Raw genomic sequence first — 19,585 nt, 5'->3', positions numbered from 1 at the left:
ATCTCTGCAAACGTGATCTTGCGGGGTCGGCCATCGGGGGCGCGTTAACGTGTAGCGTCGGGGAGGACGAGGCATGCCCCATGAAAGCGGCATCGTAAGTACCTCGCAAATTATCAATGCCTTGGGCCTCGGAACGCGCGCGAGCCACTGTGCGTCGTGGGTGTGGAAAAGTGGCATCGCTCCCTCGGCCGCCCACTTGGAAAAAAGACGGCGCGCGTAAGCCATCCAAAAGCCCTGCTAGGCCAATGGAGCTGGCGTCCGGTTTTGTGAGGTGAGCTGACCATGCTCGACCAGGTACGGAAGGCGGCTTCTGACCGTTGCGGACATTCGGTCTTGTGTTCGATCTGAGATATCGTGCAGCCTGTGAGGATAACTCCATCGGCCTTTTTAGAACCAAGGACATTTGCCAATGCCAGTACCCACGCCAAACACCCGTGGAGCAGAGTTTTGGAACAGCACCATGGGTCACTCATGGGTTGCGCAGCAAGCCGTGATCAGTGACGTCTTCACGTCAGTCACGAGCGTCAGCTTGGACGCGGCGGCCGCAAAGCCGGGCGAGCACGTGATCGATATCGGATGCGGCACCGGCGACACACTGTTGGCGTTTGCCAGGGCTGTTGGACCATCAGGCGCTGTGTTGGGCGTTGACGTCTCGGTCCCGATGCTTGACTTCGCCAAACATCGTGCCGCCGAGGCGACACTTAGCAACGTCGACTTTGCACTGGCCGACGCGACGAGCTACGGCTTCGAACCGCGCTGGGCGGATCTAGTCTATTCGCGCTTCGGCGTGATGTTCTTCGATGACCCTATCAGGGCCTTCACCAATATCCGCAGCGGCATGAAGGCAGGCGGGCGGCTGGTGTTCGTCTGTTTTCGGACCATGCCGGAGAGTCCGTGGTTTCGAGTACCGATTGAGGCTGCACGGCCGCATGTGCCGCCTCAGCCGCCGGTGGATCCATCGGCACCGGGGATGTTTTCGCTCGCGAGCGAGGAGCGCCTGCGCGGCATCCTGACTGGGGCTGGGTTTCGCGAAGTGGTGCTCAAGGCGACCGATGTGCCGATTGACGGCAAGGACACCGAGCAAAGCATGGCATTCATCACGCAGGCTGGTCCGTTGCCTGCTTTGCTCGAAAATGCCTCTGGCGAGCAACGGATACGCGCCACAGAAGCAGTTCGCGACGCGCTCGCCGCAAACATCGGAGCAGACGGGCGCGGCCTGCATGTGGGTCTGTGGCTTGTGTCGGCGTTAGCCTAGCGAAGCCAATCCGCCTCAAGAGCTTTTGCCAAGTCTGCTCGTGGCCCATGGCGAAGTTGCGCCTCGGCGGCCGGTAGCCCGCTCGTCGAGTCAGAGCGGACCAGATTTACTCAACCTAAGTTCTTCGCGTTTTGTGCCTTCGCGACCAACTGCATCGCGAACCAACTCGGTCGCTAACGGGGCATAGCAGAAATCGACGGCCCGTCATCAATCGCAGAGACCGACGCTCGTGGCCCAAGGCAGACATGGCGCGAACGTCGACTGGCGCGCGCGACCGTAAGTAAAGTTCTCTTGTTCTAAGACGCGGACGGCGATGTCATCGATGCGACCTCCGTACTCGCCGATCTTCCTGAACGCGCGGCGTCGCTCGGTGCCTGGAGAGAGGCCAACAGTTGCCTCGACTAGGGCGAAGAACTGCTCAAACAGGCGATCTAGCTCGGCTAAGCTCACCTTCCTATCCTTTTCAAGCTGCGGGAAAAGGAGAAAGAGGTGCGATATCCCGCACCTCACGCTCTTCGCGGATCTATAAGAATCCAATGGAAATCCATGGCACTGCAGCAACTACAAGTGTGCCGAGGAGCAAGGCCACTATGTACGCGACGATCGGACCCATACCTTCGTCGGGATGAATTCGACTGATCGCGCACGCTGCGTAGTAGCCGACCCCAAATGGCGGCGCGAAAAGCCCGATGCCCATCGCCAGAACGACAACCATCGCGTAATGCACCTCATGCACGCCCACTTGACGCGCAATGGGGAAGAGCAGTGGTCCAAAGAGCACGATGGCAGGAATGCCTTCGAGTACGCTTCCGAGGATTACGAAAGCAATAATGGTGACGATTAGAAATATTGGTACACCGCCAGGCAAGGAGGTCATGAACTTCGCCAGAGAGGCCGAGAACCCTGACTGGGTCAAGGCCCAGGCCATTCCCGTCGCGGCGCCGATGATGAAAAGGATCGCGCCGGAGAGAGCCGCGGTCTCAACTAACATCGGATAGAGGCGGCGCCAGTCGAATTGGCGGTAAATGAGAAGCCCAGCCAATATGGAATAGACGATGCCGATCGTCGAGACTTCGGTGGCTGTAGCGACACCTTCAACAACGGCGGCGCGGATCACAAAGGGAAGGGCGACAGCTGGAATCGCGATCAGGAACGCACGACCAATTTCACCGCCCGTCGCACGCTGAACGTGCGATAACTCCTCTCCGCGGTATCGCCACCAAACGACTCCACACAGCCCGATCGCAAGCACGATGGCTGGCAGTAATCCGCCGGTGAATAAAGCCGCGATCGAAACGCCGGTCACCGATCCGATCGTGATCAGCACCAACGACGGCGGGATCGTCTCGGTCTGGGCGCCGGTGGCCGCCAAGAGTGCGACGAGGTCACCGCGCTTTGCGCCGCGCTTGGTCATTTCGGGGAAAAGCACGGGCGCTACTGCGGCCATGTCGGCCGCCTTGGATCCTGAAATACCTGAGACCAGGTACATCGCACCGACCAGGACATACTGCAGCCCACCCCGAACGTGGCCGAGCAGACTGGCAAGGAAACCTACCATCGCGCGGGCCATGCCTGTCATTTCGATCAGCAAGCCGAGAAACACGAACAGTGGTACCGCAAGCAGTATGAGATGACTCATTCCCTCGTCCATGCGGCCGATGACGACCACCTCAGGCGTGCTCGTCGTCAGTGAAAGGTAGCCGACGGTCGCAAGGCCAAACGCGAAGGCGATCGGCACCGCCGCAAAAACCATCGCTCCGACAATGAATACAAAGAAGATCAGCAAATTGAGATTGCCGAGCGGCTTCAGCACCGGTGCCAGGAGCGCCAAGATACCGATCAGCGCTCCAACGGCTGCGGCTGCCCCAAGGAGGTGTTTGACATTGGCCGTGGCCACCAATCTCAGACTTGCGACGATAAGCATCAAGCCGATGCCGACGGGCAGCGCGGCGGCGCGCCAAGTGTTAACTATTCCCAAAGCGGGAGTGGTTACAAACACCTCATCGGCCGCGAATTCATACGCTGGGTGAATCACCAGAAGCAGGAATGCCAACGATGCGGCCGTCGCGAAGACGTCGAGAAATAGTCTAGCCTCTGTACGGATCATGCCAACGATCGCCGTCATCCGCATGTGTTCGGCTCGCTGGAAAGCGACGACTGATCCGAGCATCGCAAGCCAAAGGAATAGAATACCGGCGAGTTCGTCTGACCAGACGATCGGTGCGTGAAGCACGTAGCGGGAGATAATGCCAACAAAGAGGACGATCACCTCCGCGACGACCAATATCGCGGCAGGGATGGCCACGATAGGGTTAAGCGCTTGGTTTAAGCTTACAGCGATCTTGCGCCATCCCGTCGCCGGATCCGGAAGAACGAGTGTAGGCCCATCTATGGGTGCGTGTTCCATAGCTCTCACCCCAGCTTGCCAGCGGATTTCTCGAGTTGAGCCCAAGCTTCCTCACCGAACTTGGCTTTCCAGTCGGCATAGAAGCTCGTTTTCGCCAACGCCTGTCGGAAGACCGACCGGTCCACTTCGAGAAATTGCATTCCCTTGGCAGACAAATTGGCGCGCAACGAGTCGCTGAGCTTGGCGATGTCGGCTCGTTCATCTTCAGCCGAGCGATCGAACTCCCGCGTTACGATTGCCTGCACGTCCTGAGGAAGTTTTTGGAAGGCGCGCTTGTTGCCAAGAATCCAGTAGTTGTCCCAGACATGGCCCGTCAGGCTGCACGTCTTCTGCACCTCATACAGACGCGCGGTGGCGATGATGGGCAGGGGGTTTTCCTGACCGTCGACGACCTTGGTCTGGAGCGCGGAATAGACCTCGTTGAAGTTGATCGGCGCCGGTCCCGCCCCAAGGGCAAGGAATAACGAAGTCAGATTGGGTGCAGCAGGTACCCGCAGTTTAAATCCCTTGAGGTCATCCGGCGTCTTAATCTCTCGACCAGACGACGTAATATGGCGGAAGCCGTTATCCCAAGGCTTGGAAACCGTCATGATCGGTGTTTTGGCGATTTGTGCGCGAATATAGGCGCCGAGATCGCCATCCATCGCTTTCCAAACGGCGTCATAGTTGGGGAAGAGAAAGCCCAGATTCACGATCCCGGCTGTCGGCACGAGGGTAGCGAGGATCAGAGACGACAGATTGAAGAACTCGACGCTACCGTTGCGAACCTGCGTTAGGAGATCCGTATCCGAGCCGAGTTGATTGGCCGGAAAGGCATTTATCTCCAGGCGCCCGCCCGTAGCTTCCTTGATGCGATCGGCCGCCTCTTTGGCTCGAACGTTCACTGGATGCGTCGGATCCTGCCCGGTCGCAAGCTTATAGGTAAACTCCGCTGCCGCAGCGGGGCGGCTGAGCACGGCGCACAATGGGACGGCTGCGCCGGCCAGAAGCAGCTTGCGACGAGTTATGGCAATCGGTTTCCGTTGGGTCATTGCTTCCTCCTTGTTGAGTTGAATCGGCGCCGGCAGTTGCTTGTCTGCAGCTTCGGCCGATTCTCAGGCGCCGGCCGTCAGGCAGTAGCTATCGTTCTCCGCGGCGATGCCGCGAAGCCGATCTTTCTCAGTTGAAATTTGCGAATGACGCTGCGCGCTTAGCGCAGCCACTCCATGATCTGCCGGCCAACTTCGGCCGTGGAGATGCCGTAACGATCGTGCAGCGTGGGAAGCGCCCCAGCGGCGAGAAACTCGTCGGGCAATGCGATCTGGCGGAAGGTAGGGTGCACGCCGGAGCGCATCAGCAATGCCGCGACTGCCTCCCCGAGGCCGCCGATGATGGTGTGGTTCTCTGCGACGACGACGAGGCGGCCGGGTTTCCCGGCTTCGCGTAAAATCGCTTCATTATCGAGAGGCTTGATCGTTGGTACGTGTAGCACCGCCGCGTCTGCGCCGTCGACTGCGAGTTCCTTTGCGGCTTCTAGCGCCCTCATGGTCATGATCCCGGAAGAGATGATCAGGACCTCTCGACCGTCGCGAATGAGGGAAGCCTTGCCCAGTTTGAAATGATAGTTGTACTCGTCGAGCACGAGCGGCACCTGACCGCGCAGCAGCCGCATGTACACCGGCCCATGATGTGCAGCGATGGCGGGGACGATCTGCTCGATTTCATGAGCGTCGCAAGGATCGATCACCGTCATGTTTGGCATGGCGCGGAACAGGGCGAGGTCTTCCGCCGCTTGGTGGCTTGGGCCGTAGCCGGAAGTGAGACCAGGCAAGGCGCAGACGATCTTCACGTTGCGGTCTTCTTCCGCGATCGTCTGGTGGATGAAATCGTAGGCACGACGCGAAGCGAACACTGCATAAGTCGTGGCAAAGGGCATGAATCCTTCAGCCGCCAGCCCCGAGGCTGCACCGTAAAGCAGCTGTTCCGCCATACCCATCTGGTAGTAGCGATCAGGGAACTGCTTCGCGAAGATGTGCAGATCCGTGTACTTGCCGAGGTCGGCGGTAAGTCCCACGACTTCGGGACGGGTCTTAGCCAGTTTGACGAGTGCGTTACCGAACGGCGCGGGCTTCGTCTTTTGGCCTTCCCCAGCGATCGACGCAATCATCGCAGAGGTGGTGAGACGCGGTTTCCCGGGCGTAGCTTTGATTGCCGACTTCATGACCTGTCTCCTGCATCGAGTTCTGCCAGCGCCAGTTTCCACTCGTGCGCCTCGACCCGAATGAAATGGTTCTTTTCTCGCTGCTCCAGGAATGGAACGCCTTTTCCCATAAGAGTGTCAGCGACGATTACGCGCGGTTGGGGTTCGGGATGCGAACTGGCCGCGTCAAAGGCAGCCACGACGGCATCGAGGTCATTCCCATTGACACGGCGCACGAACCAACCGAAAGCCTCGAGCTTGTCGACCAGTGGCTCGAATCCCAGCATCTGCTTCGAGGGGCCGTCAGCCTGCTGGTTGTTGACATCGATGACCGCGACCAGATTGTCGAGCTTGTGATGCGCAGCCGACATCATCGCTTCCCATTTAGAACCCTCGTCGAGCTCTCCGTCGGAGAACAACGTGAAGACGCGGCTCTTGGAGCCCTTCTGTTTCAACCCCAGGCCCATACCGACCGCGATGCTCAGTCCGAGCCCGAGCGATCCGCCGGACATTTCCATGCCGGGGGTGTAGGAGGCCATGCCAGACATCGGGAGACGGCTTTCGTCGAAGCCGTAGGTCTCGAGTTCAGCCTCGGGGATGATGCCAGCCTCGATCAGTGCGGCGTAAAGAGCGATGGCGTAATGGCCGTTGGATAGAAGGAAGCGGTCGCGATCTTCCCAAGTGGGCTCCTCGGGCCGGTAGCGCATCGCGTGAAAGTATGCGACCGCAAGCACGTCCGAGATGTCGAGTGCCTGCGCGATGTAACCTTGACCTTGAACTTCGCCCATGCGCAGGGCGTTACGGCGAATGTTGCGCGCGCGCTGCGCAAGGGACGGCGCGTTAACAAGCCTATTCGTGGACATGCTTCTCTCCTTCGCAACCCTTAATGAATGAGCATCCCGCCGTTGACATCGATCACGGCGCCTGTGACATAGGCCGAAAGGTCGGAAGCGAGGAACGTGTAGATTCCCGCGACGTCGTTCGCCTCGCCGAGCCTTCCGAGCGGAATGCCTTCCAGGATCTTTGCCCGCATTTCATCGGTGAGCTTGCCGGACGTGATGTCGGTGCCGATCAATCCCGGCGTGACGCAGTTGACGCGGATTCCATCGGCGCCGAACTCGCGCGCCATCGCCTTGGCAAGCCCAAGAACGCCCGCCTTGGCCGCCGAGTAGTGTGGTCCGCCGAAAATGCCGCCACCGCGCTGAGCAGAAACGGACGACATGCACGCGATCGATCCGGACTTGCGCTTCTGCATGTGCGGAATCACGGCCTGTGACAGGAACAGTATGCCCTTGAGATTGACGTCTTGAATCCGGTCCCAGTCGTCCGGCTTGATGTCGAGGAACTTCACCGGCTGCGTAATCCCGGCGTTGTTGATCAAGATGTCGATTTGGCTGAAGGCATCGGCGACGATTTCGACGGCTTTCAGGCAAGCAGCCTGGTCGGCGACGTTACAAGCCACTCCGATGTGAGAGTCGCCCAGGTCTCGCGCGGCGGCTTGTGCCGCAGGCCCGTCGATATCGAGAATGGCTACGCGAGCACCCTCTTCGGCAAATCGTTGGGCGGCGGCAAGGCCGATCCCGCGCGGCGAAGCCGCACCTGTAATTATTGCCGTTTTGCCGCGAAGCAGCATTCGATCCTCCCTGTGTGTTCTTCCCAGGCCCTGCGGTAAGCAGCCGGTGCTCTTGACACCAGTCCTAAGCCCGGGGCCATGCAGCGACAAACGCGCTGTTGTCTTGGATAGGTGAATCTGGTTCACTCATGAGCATGCTGCTGTCGAACATCCCGATCTCGGCCATCCGAGCCTTTGAGGCGGCTGCGCGCACCGGCTCGTTCAGCGACGCGGCCGACGAACTGCATTTGACTCCCAGCGCAGTCAGCCACGCCATCCGCAAGCTCGAGAGTACAATGAGTACCACTTTGTTTGAGAGGAGTGCACGTTCCGTCCGTCTGACGCCAGCGGGCGAAAATCTGATGCGTCACGCCGGTGCGGCTTTCGACAACCTGAGACGTGGTATCGAAGAGGTTGCCGGTCGCGGGCCGCAGCTCTTAAGGGTGCACTGTGCGCCAAGCTTCGCCGCACAATGGCTCGCTCCGCGCCTTACAAAATTTCTAGCTGCCGAGCCGAAACTGGAGGTTCGCCTCGCTGCCAACACGGAGTACGCCCGCTTCACCAACGACGATTTCGATCTGGACATCGTCTACGGTTCGCCTCGCGGCGACGGTCTCGAAGTGATCCCGCTCGGCGAGGAGACGGTAACCCCCCTTTGCATTCCTCAGATTGCTAAGAAGATTCGATATCCAAAGGATCTGTTAAGCCAGGTGCTAATCCGCTCAGACGTTAAGCAGGTTCAGTGGCATCAATGGTTCACCGCGAACGGACTGGAAGCTCCAGCAATTTACGGAATGCGATTTGACCGCAGCTTCCTTGCTATAGCGATGGCCTGTGGTGGCGTTGGTGTAACTTTGGAGTCAACGCGCCTGGCGGAGCGCGAAATGGCATCGGGGCGCCTGATCGCTCCGCTGGCAGGTCGCTCCACCGATATCCGCTATGTTGGCCATCATCTCGCCTTTCCTCGCGCGAGTCGTCAGAGACGCGCCTTGCGGACATTCGTGGAATGGATCACGTCTGAGCTCGCCCAGCCCGGGGAGAAGACTAGGCAATCCGGCCATTGGTGAGGTCTGCTCCTTGCCCCATCGCTACCGTTAGCGCGTTGCGGCGAGTTGTCCGGGGTCGGGGGTAAAGCGAAACCCCCACCGTTGGTCAAATCGGCGCTGTTGACCCGAAGCCGACCTCCGCGGCAGCTGACGTACTTTCAAACTGGCGCGGGTACCGTAGCGTTTCTCTTCGGCCACTCAGCCAAGCAGAAAACGGGTCTAGGGCGGATCCATGCCCTTGGACTTGAGCACGGCGGCGCCGGTCGGACCGGTCAGAAGCTCGATCAGCGATTTGGCCACTTCCAGATCCTTGCTCGTGGATCCAACGCCGACCGCGAAGACTATCGCACTGTTCAAATCGCCGGGCAAAGGGCCAACCACCTGAGCCCCCGGCACCGCGGCAATTTCCGAGGCCTGTGCGACACCCATTTCGACCTCGCCTTTCGCGACGAGTTCACCCGCTTGGGCACCCGGCACCAGGACGGTCTTGGATTTCATCTGATCGGCGATGCCGAGACGATCGATGACTTTGGCGAAATAGACGCCACTCGCACCGCCCTTCGCTGGGTCAGCGTAGGAGATCGATTTGGCGGCGAGAAGCGCATTCTTCAGTTTCTCCTGCGTGCTGATATCTGGCTTGGGCGTACCAGTACGTACCCCGATGGCGACATAAGAGCTCCCCACGTTCACGATGCTGTCCGGGGCAACCTTGCCCTGAGCCTGCAGACCGTCGAGGACAGGGCGCGACAGGATCACCACATCCGCGGTTTCGCCCGCTTCGATCCGCTTCTTTAGATCCGCGATTGTGCTGTAGACGACCGCTACCTTGTTGCCGCTGCTGCTCTCGTACTTCGGTATAAGCTCGTCAAGTGTAGGGGTGAGCGCGACCGTGCTTATGACCTTGACCTCAGCGGCTTGGACGGCGGGTGCTGCAGCTCCAAGAGCTAACAGGAACGAACACCGGGCAGCCACCGCAAGGGTGGCCCGTCGCGAGAAATGATATCCGATCATGGCCTTCTTGCCCTCCGGTTGGGTTAATCCAAAGCACTTCGCGAAGCTCAAGAATAACTTCTTTCCGCGTGACTTTCCCATTTCTGCGAGGACTCTACCAGCAATCTACTCTCAGCCAGATATGGCACAGCTAGGTGTCTTTAGCTTCCTATAGCCCCTCTTTGGTTCATATCGTTCGCGATATCTACGCTCGACAAGCCGTCCGGCTTTTGCGCGGCACCAAGGTAGCTGACGTACCGGTCGAAAAGCCGTTTAAGTTCGAACTTGTGATCAACCTCAAGACGTCTAATGCCATGGGCGGGCGTTACCATGCTTCCCGCTCTGCTGGCCCGCGCCGACCAGCTGATCGAATAGCAAGTTTTGCGGCCATGCGTAAGTCCGAATTGACCCTGAGCTGGCCAGAACATTTCGCAAAGTTCTGCTTTCAGGTATTCTAAAATATGGTTGCACCCCAAACAAAGCAGGAGGTTCGCATGAAATGTCGAATGCAACTGCTGTCGATGTTGCTGACGGTATTAGGAGCTTACTCTGCCGCGGCTGACGAAAATCCATTGCTAGGCACATGGCACCTGACTTCGTTTATTCGCGAAGTCGTGGGTAGCGGCGAGCGCTACGATCAACTGGGCAAGCAACCGAACGGGTACCTCAGCTACAGCGCAGACGGAAGAATGATCGCCTTTTTTGTCGCGGAAGATCAACTGCATCCGCTAAATGAGCCGACTGGGGAGGAGCGGATCAAGTTGCATAGGGCAATGTTGGCTTACGGCGGCACCTACACGCTGTCACCGGGCAAGGTTGTCCACCACATTGACATTGAGTGGGACGGTCGCCGGCTTGGAACTGATCAGGTCCGCTTTTACGTGATTGATGGCGACAAGCTTAGCATCAAGACGGAAACCAACAAGAGCCCGATTGATGGACGTGAAGGAGTCGGGATCTTGACGTTCGAGCGGGTCAAGGGACGATAACTGATTTGGAGCGGTTGACGAGCGGCCGCGTCGGGCGGCTTTTGTCTGCGCGACTACTTGCGGTGTTGGCCGAAGCCGCCTTGTAAGGTCAGAGCAGAGCCCGTCTGCTCTGCCCCCGAAGTCAGACGTCAACTTGTTCCGCTATCGCGAGGGCGTCGTCGACCTCGATGCCGAGATATCGGACGGTACTCTCGATCTTGGTGTGTCCCAGAAGGAGCTGCACGGCTCGCAGGTTGCCGGTTCGGCGGTAGATCAAGGTCGCTTTGGTTCGGCGAAGGGAATGCGTCCCGAACAGGTGCGGGTCCAATCCTATGTCAGCGAGCCAGTGGGATACGGGCATACTGGCGGGTCGTCATGTGTCGAGCCCCTCGGCGGCCAGTGAACAGGTATTCGCCTGACTTCTTGCCGGTCACGCGCAGGTATTCGTCGATCGCCTGGCGCGTCGATTCCGTTAGTTCAAATTTGACTGGTCGGCCGGTCTTCTTTTGTCGGACGGTCGCGCGGTCGGCCGCATATCCGCGTGGTGCAACGTTATCGACCTTCACGGCCACGACGTCGCAGCCACGCAGCTTGCTGTCGATAGCCACGTTGAACAGCGCCAGCTCGCGCATCCGGCCATCCACTTGGAGCTTTGTTCGAATTGCCCAGACGTGCTTCGGACGGAGCGGCGGCTTTGCGCCGACGATCTTTCCCTTATTCCATGGTATGCGCTTGGCGAGTTTCTCGTTGAAACTTAAGACATCGGTCATAGCGACCTCCTCAGTTAATGAGGCCGGTCATTCTCAGGTGAGAAACCCTCTTACCCTATGTCCGCTTTCAGACAATTGGAGATGCCCTCCGGTCCAAGCCGGTCATCAGGAGGGGCGAAAATGACCCACAAGAGACATGGCGGATCTCCAACTTGACGCAGGTCAACACGAGCTGGGCCAAGCTCGGAAATAATTGATCAATTAGTCAAGGAGATGGTCATGCCAGAACAGAGCAGCATGCATGTACACCTGAATTGGGCCAAAGAGCGGATCGACGAGATGGACGCCGCATTGGCTTCCTTCGAGGTCAGAGCTGACCAGGCAAAGGCCGAGTCCAAGGTCAAGGTCGATCAGATCGTCGCCGATCTGAAAGAGCGTCGTGACGAATTTCGAGCGCTGCTCAAAACGCAAGTGGAAGCCACCGAATCCGCTTTGGCCCGCGCCAAGACGGATCTTGAAACGCAATGGGACGGGTTCGAAGCCCAGGTAAAGACCTATTTCGAAGGCGCCGGCAAGCAGATCGAGCAGCAGCAGGCCACATTCAGGGATATTGCAGCGGCGCAGGCGAAGGCCTGGAGCTAGGCGGCGGATAAATTACGTGAGGCGGCGGCCAAAGTGGCCGCGGCCCGCAGCGTCGATGTCGATGCCGCACTCAAACAGATGAAAATCGATGCGGCTGAAGCGGAAGCGCGTCTTCAGAAGCTAAAGCAGGCGGGGAGCGAGTCCTGGTCGGTCCTGAGCGCCGCGTTGGCGGAATCCCGCAAGGCATTCGATCAAGCCAACCAAGCCGCATGGGACGCCTGAAGGGCTCTGGCTCGAAGAGCTGAAACCACCGCTTGGTTCGCAACACTGAGTCCAGGAGGGATGTATGACAACCGATGTCCTGGTTTCGCGCGAGTTGAAATCGCTGCAGGACGAGCTTGCGAGTGCCAAAAACAATCGCATCGCAGTGGTCGAGCAATCGGCTGCAGCATCGCCCCCACCGGCAAGCGCCACGGATGCTTCGACGCCGGACGAAGCCGAGCTGCAGGGCTACCTGCGCCAACTCGCTGACGAAGTCACCGAACTGTTTGGTGAGGCCGAGAAGAGCATTTCGGCCCACCCGACCCAGAGCGTTGCCGGCGCACTGGTCCTCGGCATCTTGATCGGCCGCCTGCTCGGCAGGCGCTGAGGGAGCCCAACCATGATCGATCATCTTCTGCGCGATCTTCAGGTCCTGCGCAAAGCGGACATGCTGATCGGAAAAATTTGGCTCAACGTGCTCGCGCGCCGGCTTGGCTTGTTGGCTTTTGCGGCTCTGATCGCGGTGTTCGGGCTCGGAATGGCAAATGTCGCCGGTTATAACGCGTTGCAAAATTCGCTTGGAACCGTCTGGGCGGCTACTGTTCTGGCGCTCGTGGATTTTACCATTGCAGCGATCGTGCTCCTGATCGCTCTAAGGTCCCATCCGGGACCGGAAATTGACGTGGCGCTCGAGGTCCGCAAGACCGCGCTAGAATCCCTTCATGAGGATGCGCGCGAAATCAAGCTGACCATCGATGTCTTGGGCCAGGAGATCAGGAACGTGAAGCAGAGCGTGACCGCGCTCGTGCACAATCCGCTCGACGTCGCGGCGGAAAAACTGCTGGTGCCAGCCGCCTTATCGGTGCTCCGAGGACTGCGGTCGAAGAAGGAGCATTCGTGACCACACCGGCGTCGATCGGATCAAACTGCAACCCGCGGTGCCTCATCTCTCTTTCAAACGTCTCCGCACGCGCTCGAGCATCCTTATCCAGAAAACGATAAGTGCCGATCGGCACATCCGGAGCAGGTTTGAGATGGTTTTCGGTCCGGTTGTATTGAGGTCGTGATGAGTATTTCCAATCGAATTTTTGAGCCGGGCCCGTTGTTGCTCTGCACCAACGTACCGTGTTTCTCGAAAGTCGCGCGCATCTCGCCGAAGGTATCGGCCGGCCGCCGGCGTGAATTGGCGTTCGGCGTCGAGCAGAGCGGGGCATGCCGTTGGAGCGCGGCAACCGGGAAGGCCATGCTGTTGTCGTTGGATGTAGGCGATTTCTCCCGCAAGATCCGTCCAAACACCCATTCTCCAAAGCCGGTCTGCTACGAGGGAGTACAAACGAAAACGGGGAGGGATTAGCGGTTGCCTGCCCGTTCACCTTTGCCTGCTATTTGAGACTGCCTGAATTAGCAAGGTGCTGGCCGACACGAAGGTTCGAGAACTGCAAAATCGAAAGAAGTAGAGGTTTCACGCCCCTCTCGGAAACGCTCCGGCGTTATTCCAGACTCGGAAAAGATGCAGCGTCCGCATCTTTTCTTGCTCTCGCGCGGCCAGTCGGCAGGCAAAACTCGAAACGCATCATCCACTTCGGAATTGCGGATCCTGCCGGCTATTTTCTCTTCGCCTTTAGGGAAACCAATTGCGGACGCGATCTTCCAACTCCCGGCGTTTGGTCTCCGGATCAGTGTGTCTTTTCCAGATGATCCGGGAAACGATAGCGCCAGCAATCATGATCAATGCCGCCGATCCAGCACCCATCCAAGGCGGATTGAGAAATATAAAGGCCGCCAAAGCCAAGGGAATACTGGCGCACCAAACCGCAGTTGATAGAGCAGTGCCACTCATTTCTTCGATCTCGACCAGCCGGGGGATGGCTGGCTGCTTAAATCGCACCCATCTTCACACAATCGCGTAGGCAAAAACTTACCTCACGAACATAACGGGCAACCGTCCTGCAGAACGGGATGAGCCTGCGGGACGCATCGGCGAGCAAGCACTAGCAGGAAGGCCGCACTTCAGTGGCCTTGGCGGTCTCTCGGTCCAGCTTTGCCCGAAGCTCTTCAATCTCTCGAAGCAGCTCGTCGCGGCCTGGCTGTTGCTGGAGCGCACGGGTTTGTGCTTCCAGCTCGCCTGCCTGCTTTTCATGCTCTCCAACACCGACGTGCTCATTCTTCACCTAGCCTATTGCTTGTCAGTTGCTTCCGGAGGGGCTGCCGGCGCTGCGGGCTCTGCAGCAGGTGTACCGCGGAGCTCTGGAGGCGCCATGCAATCGCCCGCCCATAGCTTGGTCCCCTTCACCGTTCCCACGAGCTTACAACCCATTGGGGCCGGCGGCTGTTTTTGCGGCTTGGCCGCGCGGGCTTTGGGCGGCGCGGTCCGCTTGGGCGCCGCAGTTTGAGCGAAGGCGGATGCCGAAAAGGCGAGGATGGCAGCGGCGAGAATCAGCGGAGTCCTCATGATCATCCTTCTCCCCAGATTTACTCTTTGGCGTCGGGCGTCACGTCGTCCTCGACTTCAGAGCTGATTCGGCGGGATCGTCGGATCAGCAGGCCAGATGCGCCGAGAACAATCAAGACGCAGCCCACGATTATGAGCCAATGCCCAAGCCTCAGCGACCGGAGTAGCTCGGCGAACGCGTCCATCCCCTATCTCTTTTTGGGTCGGGGTTGATCGAGACGGTCTTCCCGGAATTCCGAGGGTCCTTTCACCAGCCTGCGCCTGCGAACCACGTTCCCTTCGGACGGAGTGTCCGGATCGACCAAGCGATCGATGGTTTTTACGGCCAGTCTTTGGCTCGATCAGCGCTGGCGACGCGGGTCTTTGCCATCGTGGCCTTGCAAAGGAAAAGGCTCTGCCCAGCCCGATCTCAACCGGCCCGCGGATGGCCTCGGGCCGGTTGGGCAGGTCGGGCTGCTCTCGGCGCCACGCCTTACCCCAGCTCTAAACCTCGATCACCAGAAGGGTTTCAAAAATGACCGAAGCTAACTGCGTGCTTAGCACGCCACCCACGAGCTCGGAGGCTGGTACTACTCGTCAACCGCAATCTGGCTGACACTCTTAGGGTCCTAGTCTAGTCCAGATATCCCTTGGCCCGCCGGTTCCCGCTGGCGGGCCTCTAAATGCCGCGAGACATCTGCTCCCAAGAACTCGTTTCGCAAGTGTCGCTTGATGTTCTCGGGGTGACGCTCTCCCTGAGCCGCGAGCTTAAGGACGCGCTCAGCGACCTCCACGGCAGATCGCTGCCGCTGACTGGTGAATGACCGCCACGGCTCCTGGGCCTACACGGGCGCGGCTTTTTGCGTCTCGGAGAACTAGCCGCTTTGGATGCAAGCCCGAACGATTTCGACAACGCCAACAGTCACGAGAACGAACAAGAGCTGTGACCCGATACCATCCGGCCAGCTGAGGTTCTGCTCGGTATGAATCCAGACGTGAAAGCGCTGAAGGGACCCGCAGTGGCTCCCTCGGGTAGAGCTTATGTGCGAGTTGCAGGGGATCTGGCACCATACCCCTATCGCGCCCAGCAGCACCGCAAGGGCGGCAGTCGGAGTTGCGTAAATCCCCCGAACTTAATAGCAGCGTCGCACTGTTGGCAGTGTACGCGGCCATGATAAATCTTCCGCTCTAGCACTATAAGTTCGCGCCAATCTTGCCGCGCCAGCTGAACTGCAGCACGTCACTGTTGTGCCGGCGCAGTGGAACGCTGGGTTGGACGGACTGTTGTCTTTTCAAATATCTACGAGCTTGGAGCCTCAGATGAGTAAGCGTAAACCTATCAAGGCGTCAAAGCGCGCCCGCACCCCCGCCATTGCCACGCGAGCCCATGGGAATAAGCAAGCGGTTGTTAGAAGCGCGAAAGACAATCTGTTGCGCTCTGTTGCCGCTGGGCTGATTGAATCCCCCCTTGAGCTTCATAGCGATCCAAAACAAGAAGCTCCCAATGTTGACAAGCAAGTGGCCCCCATTCCGAAACCGGTGCAAGAGGCTGCCATCGCTGCGAAACCGGTGATGCAAGACGGCCCCGGTCAGATGCTAGGGTTTGATTTTGCTTCAGTGACGCGAAATATGGTGGCTTATCAGCTGAAGCTCGTGGAAATGACGCAAGCCAACATGCGATTTGCCTTTGAGTTAAGCCAGAAGCTTCTGACGATCAGGTCGCCGTTCCAATTCGTCGATTTCATTGGAGAATCGATAAAAAGACGTGCTGACATGGTGGGGAAGCAGTCGACGGAACTGGCTGCACTCACAAGACGATAATCGCGCGCTTTGAGCCTGCCAGGAGCGACCGGACCGGCTACTTGCCGGCGACGGCGGCGGGCGCATGTTGCCGTCGTGCCTAAGCGCCGTCGAGGATCGCAGAAAAGATCATTCACCTCGGAACGGCATCACCCACATCGCGTTGCTCGGGAAGGAAGCTGGGTCGGTCATCTACCCTACAGTGAAGGGAGAAGAAACATGGCAAACTTTCGCCAAGATGGAAAACCTACGCACGGCATGGAAGATGCAACCGGCCGCGCGGGCGAGAAGGCTGCTGATCAGACGAGCCATATCGGGCAAGCTGCAGCTGATCATACCGCGCGAGTCGGGCAGGCTGCGGCTCGGGCCGGTGAGGACGTGGCCAAAGTAGGTGCTGATCTGCTCAAGCAAAACGCTGAGACGCTACAGAAAACATGGCGCTCTGGCCTAGAAACGGCCACCTCAGTCATGGGACGGTCTGCCGAGCAATTTGGTCGCACGCTGGGCGTGTCGGGCGACGGGGTGCAACAGGCGACGGAGGCAATGGAGCGGTCGGCGCGCAATGCGCAAACTATACTTTACACCGGCAGCGCGGCTGCCCAAGTCCTGGGTGGAATGTCTCGGGAGTATTTCCAGATGGTTCAGCATCAGGTCGAGAAGAACATGAACCACATCACTGAATTGTGGGCCTGCCGAACGCCTCAGGACTTTGCAGCGGTGCAAAGTGACATGGTGCGGGAGACCCTAGAAACCGCTCTGGAGTGTAGCCGTAGGATAGCCGATATGTCGCTGAAAATGGCTGAAGACGCCGGAAAGCAGATCAAGGTCGCCTAAGTTTGTTGCCTTTAGTCGAACAAGAGCGGTTTAGCCGCTCTTGTCTTTTCGTTTCATCGTAGCCAGCGCCAGCCGTACCGGCAGACCATTAGCGTCGACCACCGCATGGATTTTGCTCGTCAGCCGCCGCGGGACCTTCCCATCGATTGGCGCTGGTTCCTTGTGATGCAGGCTCGATGCTGATGCACGCGGACAATGGAAGTGTCGATCATCTGGACAGTGGCATCATGGGCAGAGGCAAGTGCTTGGCGCCCCTGATCGGAGGATCCGGAAGATGCCCTTCAAGACCCGTCTGTCGTTCACCCGAGGAACGCCATGCGGCTTGTTCGGCAGCATCGGCTTGATGGCGGTCCATTCATAGTCGGCGAGTTCGTAGCGCATGATTCGAGCCCCCGGTTCGGGAGTTTGAAATCACCGGCAGTCCGGCCAAACGCAACGCTCTTGGTACGGCGCTTACGGACAGGAGCGAACATCAACCAGTCCTCAATCTCTGCCAAATGCGTCCAAAATGACCCTCAACGGACGTTCGGTCGCCGCCCCGAGCTTTCATCGCCGGGCGACAATTCTCGATTGTCGTGCGCCGATTTCTCCTAGTCCCCTAGTCCACGCCCTCTGCGTGGATCTGCGCAATGCCAGGTCCCACTAGGCCGAGTTCGCGCGCCGGGGCCAGTGCCAGGTCGAGAACGCGCCCACGGACGAAAGGGCCGCGATCATTGATAGTGACTACGACCGACCGGTCGCCGCGCGACACCCGCAGCTTCGTGCCGAACGGCAAGCAGCGATGCGCCGCAGTTGGCAGTCGATCGTCGAAACGCTCGCCGGAGGCCGTCCTGCTGCCGCTTTCGTTGGAGTAGTAGGAAGCCAAGCCGGAAAAGGAGCGCTCGCAAACCGCGCCAGGGCCGGCAGACAAGCATAGCAGAGCCATCGCCGCTAACGGCGTTTTCATAAGACCTCTCTCGGGTTTGGAATCAGCAGCCGCCGTCTCTCGAGGAGTAGGTCGGTACGCCCTCGAGCACGATCCGGCCGATCGTCCACACGGCCACCTCTATCACGGCCCCGGCGAGCGCCACGACCAAGCGGCCAACGATCTCTGAAAACGGAGGTTCCTAGCCCGCCCAAGGGGATATCAATTGAGCCGAAGTTCGTCGCTCATAGCGATACGCGCGTACCGACGTCGTGCTCTTTTGCTGCGACGCATGAGTCCGGAAATGTGCAGGTTTTTGGACGCCGGCAACAAGGTGGCTCGGTACGCTCGACTGGCCGGCGTCCAAAAAGCGCCAAGGCACGAAGTCGCGGGAGTTTGGCATCGGCTGGGCAGCGGGTGCTATGGGGATTTGATGCTGGCGCCGCCCTCGATGGTGGACGCGACGCAGGCAGGATGAGATCTGCGGGTAGGTTCGGAGGCGAGGTCGGGAGCATGCAATAGGCATCTCGGCGGCTGCTCGGAGTGCATCAACAGGCTCTCAGCGTATTGATGACCGTGATTGGATGCGCATTCCAGGGATGGTGATCAGGTGTTCCAGGCGATGGTGATCACGGATTCCAGCGATCGTGATCAGATGCGGAGGCGAACACGACTGACGGGTTTATGTGTGCTGGAAATGGTCTCCTGGTCAAGGCTGGCGGGTTGGTTCGGAGATCGTTCCGGCGGTCCATGGGAGGGCCCCGTGCGCGGCGCGGAGTGCCCCCATGAGCGACGGAGCGACGCGCGCGGGAGGGGCCTGTGGGCCGGCGGGGCGATCGTGCGCGAGGTGCTCACGGTTTTTTCTTTTCGCCAGCCTGACGCCGTAGACTGTCGCCTTTGAGCTCGAGGCGGTGCGCATTGTGAATGATGCGGTCCAATATCGCATCGCCAAGGGTGGGATCGGCAATGACGTCGTGCCATTGCGACACGGGGACCTGACTTGTGATCAACAAGGATCCCTTGTCGTAGCGATCATCGACAATCTCGAGCAGATCGCGGCGCTGGTCGGCGGTGAGCGGTTCGGGTCCCCAGTCGTCAAGGATGAGGAGATTGACGCGCTCGAGCGCGGCGATCAGGCGCGCCAGACGGCCTTCGCCGCGCGCCTGGGCGAGATCGGCGAACAGGCGGGATGTTCGCTTGTAGAGGACGGAGAAGCCGTCGCGGCAGGCCTTGTTGCCGAGCGCACAGGCAAGCCAGGACTTGCCGGTGCCGGTTGGGCCGACGATGACCAGGTGGTTGGCCTCACGGATCCATTGGCAGGTGGCGAGGGTTTGGAAGAGCGAACGGTCAAGGCCGCGAGCGGTGCGATAGTCGACGTTCTCAATGGCGGCGGCTTGCCGGAGCTTGGCACTGGTCAAGCGGCGCGTGAGGCGGCGGTTGTCGCGGGCGGTGACCTCGCGATCGACGAGGAGGCCGAGCCAATCGGCGTGCGGCATCTCGGCCGCCTCGGGGTTGTTCTGCAGTTCAGTGAGGGTATCGGCCATGGCGGCGAGGCCGAGGGCGCGCAAGCGATCGACGGTGGGGTGAATAAGCATGCTGATCTCTC

Annotated in this window: 18 protein-coding genes and 3 pseudogenes; 10 read left to right on the top strand and 11 right to left on the bottom strand. The window is 59.3% G+C overall.

Annotation, left to right across the window (positions count from 1 at the left end; translation table 11 throughout):
• Positions 1–409: 409 nt before the first annotated feature.
• Entirely contained in the window at positions 410–1,255 is an 846-nt protein-coding gene (locus ACRQ5Q_RS42490) for a class I SAM-dependent methyltransferase (RefSeq protein ID WP_439400245.1), read from the top strand.
• A gap of 523 nt (positions 1,256–1,778) precedes the next feature.
• Here the strand turns inward: ACRQ5Q_RS42490 and ACRQ5Q_RS42485 are convergent.
• From ACRQ5Q_RS42485 to ACRQ5Q_RS42465, 5 genes are all read right to left on the bottom strand, one after another.
• A complete protein-coding gene (locus tag ACRQ5Q_RS42485; protein ID WP_439400244.1) occupies positions 1,779–3,662 on the bottom strand; it encodes a TRAP transporter large permease in 1,884 nt (627 codons plus the stop codon).
• A gap of 5 nt (positions 3,663–3,667) precedes the next feature.
• Positions 3,668–4,693 carry a TRAP transporter substrate-binding protein gene (locus ACRQ5Q_RS42480; RefSeq protein ID WP_439400243.1) on the bottom strand — a complete coding sequence of 342 codons (1,026 nt, stop codon included), beginning with the start codon at positions 4,691–4,693 and terminating at the stop codon, positions 3,668–3,670.
• 158 nt (positions 4,694–4,851) lie between these two features.
• Entirely contained in the window at positions 4,852–5,862 is a 1,011-nt protein-coding gene (locus ACRQ5Q_RS42475) for a transketolase family protein (RefSeq protein ID WP_439400242.1), read from the bottom strand.
• A complete protein-coding gene (locus ACRQ5Q_RS42470; protein WP_439400241.1) occupies positions 5,859–6,704 on the bottom strand; it encodes a transketolase in 846 nt (281 codons plus the stop codon). The genes ACRQ5Q_RS42475 and ACRQ5Q_RS42470 overlap by 4 nt, the downstream gene beginning before the upstream one ends.
• Positions 6,705–6,724: 20 nt before the next feature.
• Positions 6,725–7,474 carry an SDR family NAD(P)-dependent oxidoreductase gene (locus tag ACRQ5Q_RS42465; protein ID WP_439400240.1) on the bottom strand — a complete coding sequence of 250 codons (750 nt, stop codon included), beginning with the start codon at positions 7,472–7,474 and terminating at the stop codon, positions 6,725–6,727.
• 137 nt (positions 7,475–7,611) lie between these two features.
• On the opposite strand from ACRQ5Q_RS42465, the gene ACRQ5Q_RS42460 reads away from it, so the two are divergent.
• Entirely contained in the window at positions 7,612–8,520 is a 909-nt protein-coding gene (locus tag ACRQ5Q_RS42460; RefSeq protein WP_439400522.1) for a LysR substrate-binding domain-containing protein, read from the top strand.
• 198 nt (positions 8,521–8,718) lie between these two features.
• Here ACRQ5Q_RS42460 and ACRQ5Q_RS42455 read toward each other — a convergent pair whose 3' ends face one another.
• Positions 8,719–9,561: a molybdate ABC transporter substrate-binding protein gene (locus tag ACRQ5Q_RS42455; protein WP_439400239.1), complete on the bottom strand. Its 843-nt coding sequence runs from the start codon at positions 9,559–9,561 to the stop codon at positions 8,719–8,721.
• A 434-nt stretch (positions 9,562–9,995) separates the two neighbouring features.
• Here ACRQ5Q_RS42455 and ACRQ5Q_RS42450 point away from each other — a divergent pair, with 434 nt between their 5' ends.
• Positions 9,996–10,478, top strand: coding sequence for a lipocalin-like domain-containing protein (locus ACRQ5Q_RS42450; RefSeq protein ID WP_439400238.1), 483 nt, complete (start codon positions 9,996–9,998; stop codon positions 10,476–10,478).
• Between the two features lie 121 nt (positions 10,479–10,599).
• Here ACRQ5Q_RS42450 and ACRQ5Q_RS42445 read toward each other — a convergent pair.
• Positions 10,600–11,227 (bottom strand): annotated as a pseudogene (locus tag ACRQ5Q_RS42445) (tyrosine-type recombinase/integrase).
• Positions 11,228–11,446: 219 nt separating this feature from the next.
• Here ACRQ5Q_RS42445 and ACRQ5Q_RS42440 point away from each other — a divergent pair.
• From ACRQ5Q_RS42440 to ACRQ5Q_RS42420, 5 genes are all read left to right on the top strand, one after another.
• Positions 11,447–11,809, top strand: coding sequence for a hypothetical protein (locus tag ACRQ5Q_RS42440; protein ID WP_439400237.1), 363 nt, complete (start codon positions 11,447–11,449; stop codon positions 11,807–11,809).
• 33 nt (positions 11,810–11,842) lie between these two features.
• Positions 11,843–12,031, top strand: coding sequence for a hypothetical protein (locus ACRQ5Q_RS42435; protein WP_439400236.1), 189 nt, complete (start codon positions 11,843–11,845; stop codon positions 12,029–12,031).
• A 64-nt stretch (positions 12,032–12,095) separates the two neighbouring features.
• Positions 12,096–12,398, top strand: coding sequence for a hypothetical protein (locus ACRQ5Q_RS42430; RefSeq protein ID WP_439400235.1), 303 nt, complete (start codon positions 12,096–12,098; stop codon positions 12,396–12,398).
• 12 nt (positions 12,399–12,410) lie between these two features.
• Positions 12,411–12,911 carry a hypothetical protein gene (locus tag ACRQ5Q_RS42425; protein WP_439400234.1) on the top strand — a complete coding sequence of 167 codons (501 nt, stop codon included), beginning with the start codon at positions 12,411–12,413 and terminating at the stop codon, positions 12,909–12,911.
• Between the two features lie 165 nt (positions 12,912–13,076).
• Entirely contained in the window at positions 13,077–13,364 is a 288-nt protein-coding gene (locus ACRQ5Q_RS42420; protein WP_439400233.1) for a hypothetical protein, read from the top strand.
• Positions 13,365–14,482: 1,118 nt separating this feature from the next.
• On the opposite strand, the gene ACRQ5Q_RS42415 is transcribed toward ACRQ5Q_RS42420, so the two are convergent.
• Positions 14,483–14,647 (bottom strand): hypothetical protein, encoded by a 165-nt coding sequence (locus tag ACRQ5Q_RS42415; protein ID WP_439400232.1) that lies wholly within the window; start codon positions 14,645–14,647, stop codon positions 14,483–14,485.
• A 1,114-nt stretch (positions 14,648–15,761) separates the two neighbouring features.
• Between ACRQ5Q_RS42415 and ACRQ5Q_RS42410 the strand changes: the two genes are divergently transcribed.
• Together ACRQ5Q_RS42410 and ACRQ5Q_RS42405 are read left to right on the top strand one after the other, a co-directional pair.
• Positions 15,762–16,262, top strand: a complete 501-nt coding sequence (locus ACRQ5Q_RS42410; protein WP_439400231.1) for a Phasin protein — start codon at positions 15,762–15,764, stop codon at positions 16,260–16,262.
• A gap of 198 nt (positions 16,263–16,460) precedes the next feature.
• Positions 16,461–17,075: a phasin family protein gene (locus ACRQ5Q_RS42405; RefSeq protein WP_439400230.1), complete on the top strand. Its 615-nt coding sequence runs from the start codon at positions 16,461–16,463 to the stop codon at positions 17,073–17,075.
• Between the two features lie 272 nt (positions 17,076–17,347).
• Here ACRQ5Q_RS42405 and ACRQ5Q_RS42400 read toward each other — a convergent pair.
• From ACRQ5Q_RS42400 to istB, 3 genes and pseudogenes are all read right to left on the bottom strand, one after another.
• Positions 17,348–17,456, bottom strand: a pseudogene (locus tag ACRQ5Q_RS42400) (transposase); the annotation flags it as partial.
• A gap of 217 nt (positions 17,457–17,673) precedes the next feature.
• Positions 17,674–17,982, bottom strand: a pseudogene (locus ACRQ5Q_RS42395) (septal ring lytic transglycosylase RlpA family protein); the annotation flags it as partial.
• 848 nt (positions 17,983–18,830) lie between these two features.
• Complete coding sequence (istB, locus tag ACRQ5Q_RS42390) at positions 18,831–19,574, bottom strand: IS21-like element helper ATPase IstB (protein ID WP_439392912.1); 744 nt, start codon at positions 19,572–19,574, stop codon at positions 18,831–18,833.
• Positions 19,575–19,585 lie beyond the last annotated feature (11 nt).

The organism is Bradyrhizobium sp. PMVTL-01 (assembly GCF_051861855.1).
Taxonomy (GTDB): Bacteria; Pseudomonadota; Alphaproteobacteria; order Rhizobiales; family Xanthobacteraceae; genus Bradyrhizobium.
Note: the sequence above shows the minus strand (reverse complement) of the source record. Positions and strands in the feature narration are given on the sequence as shown.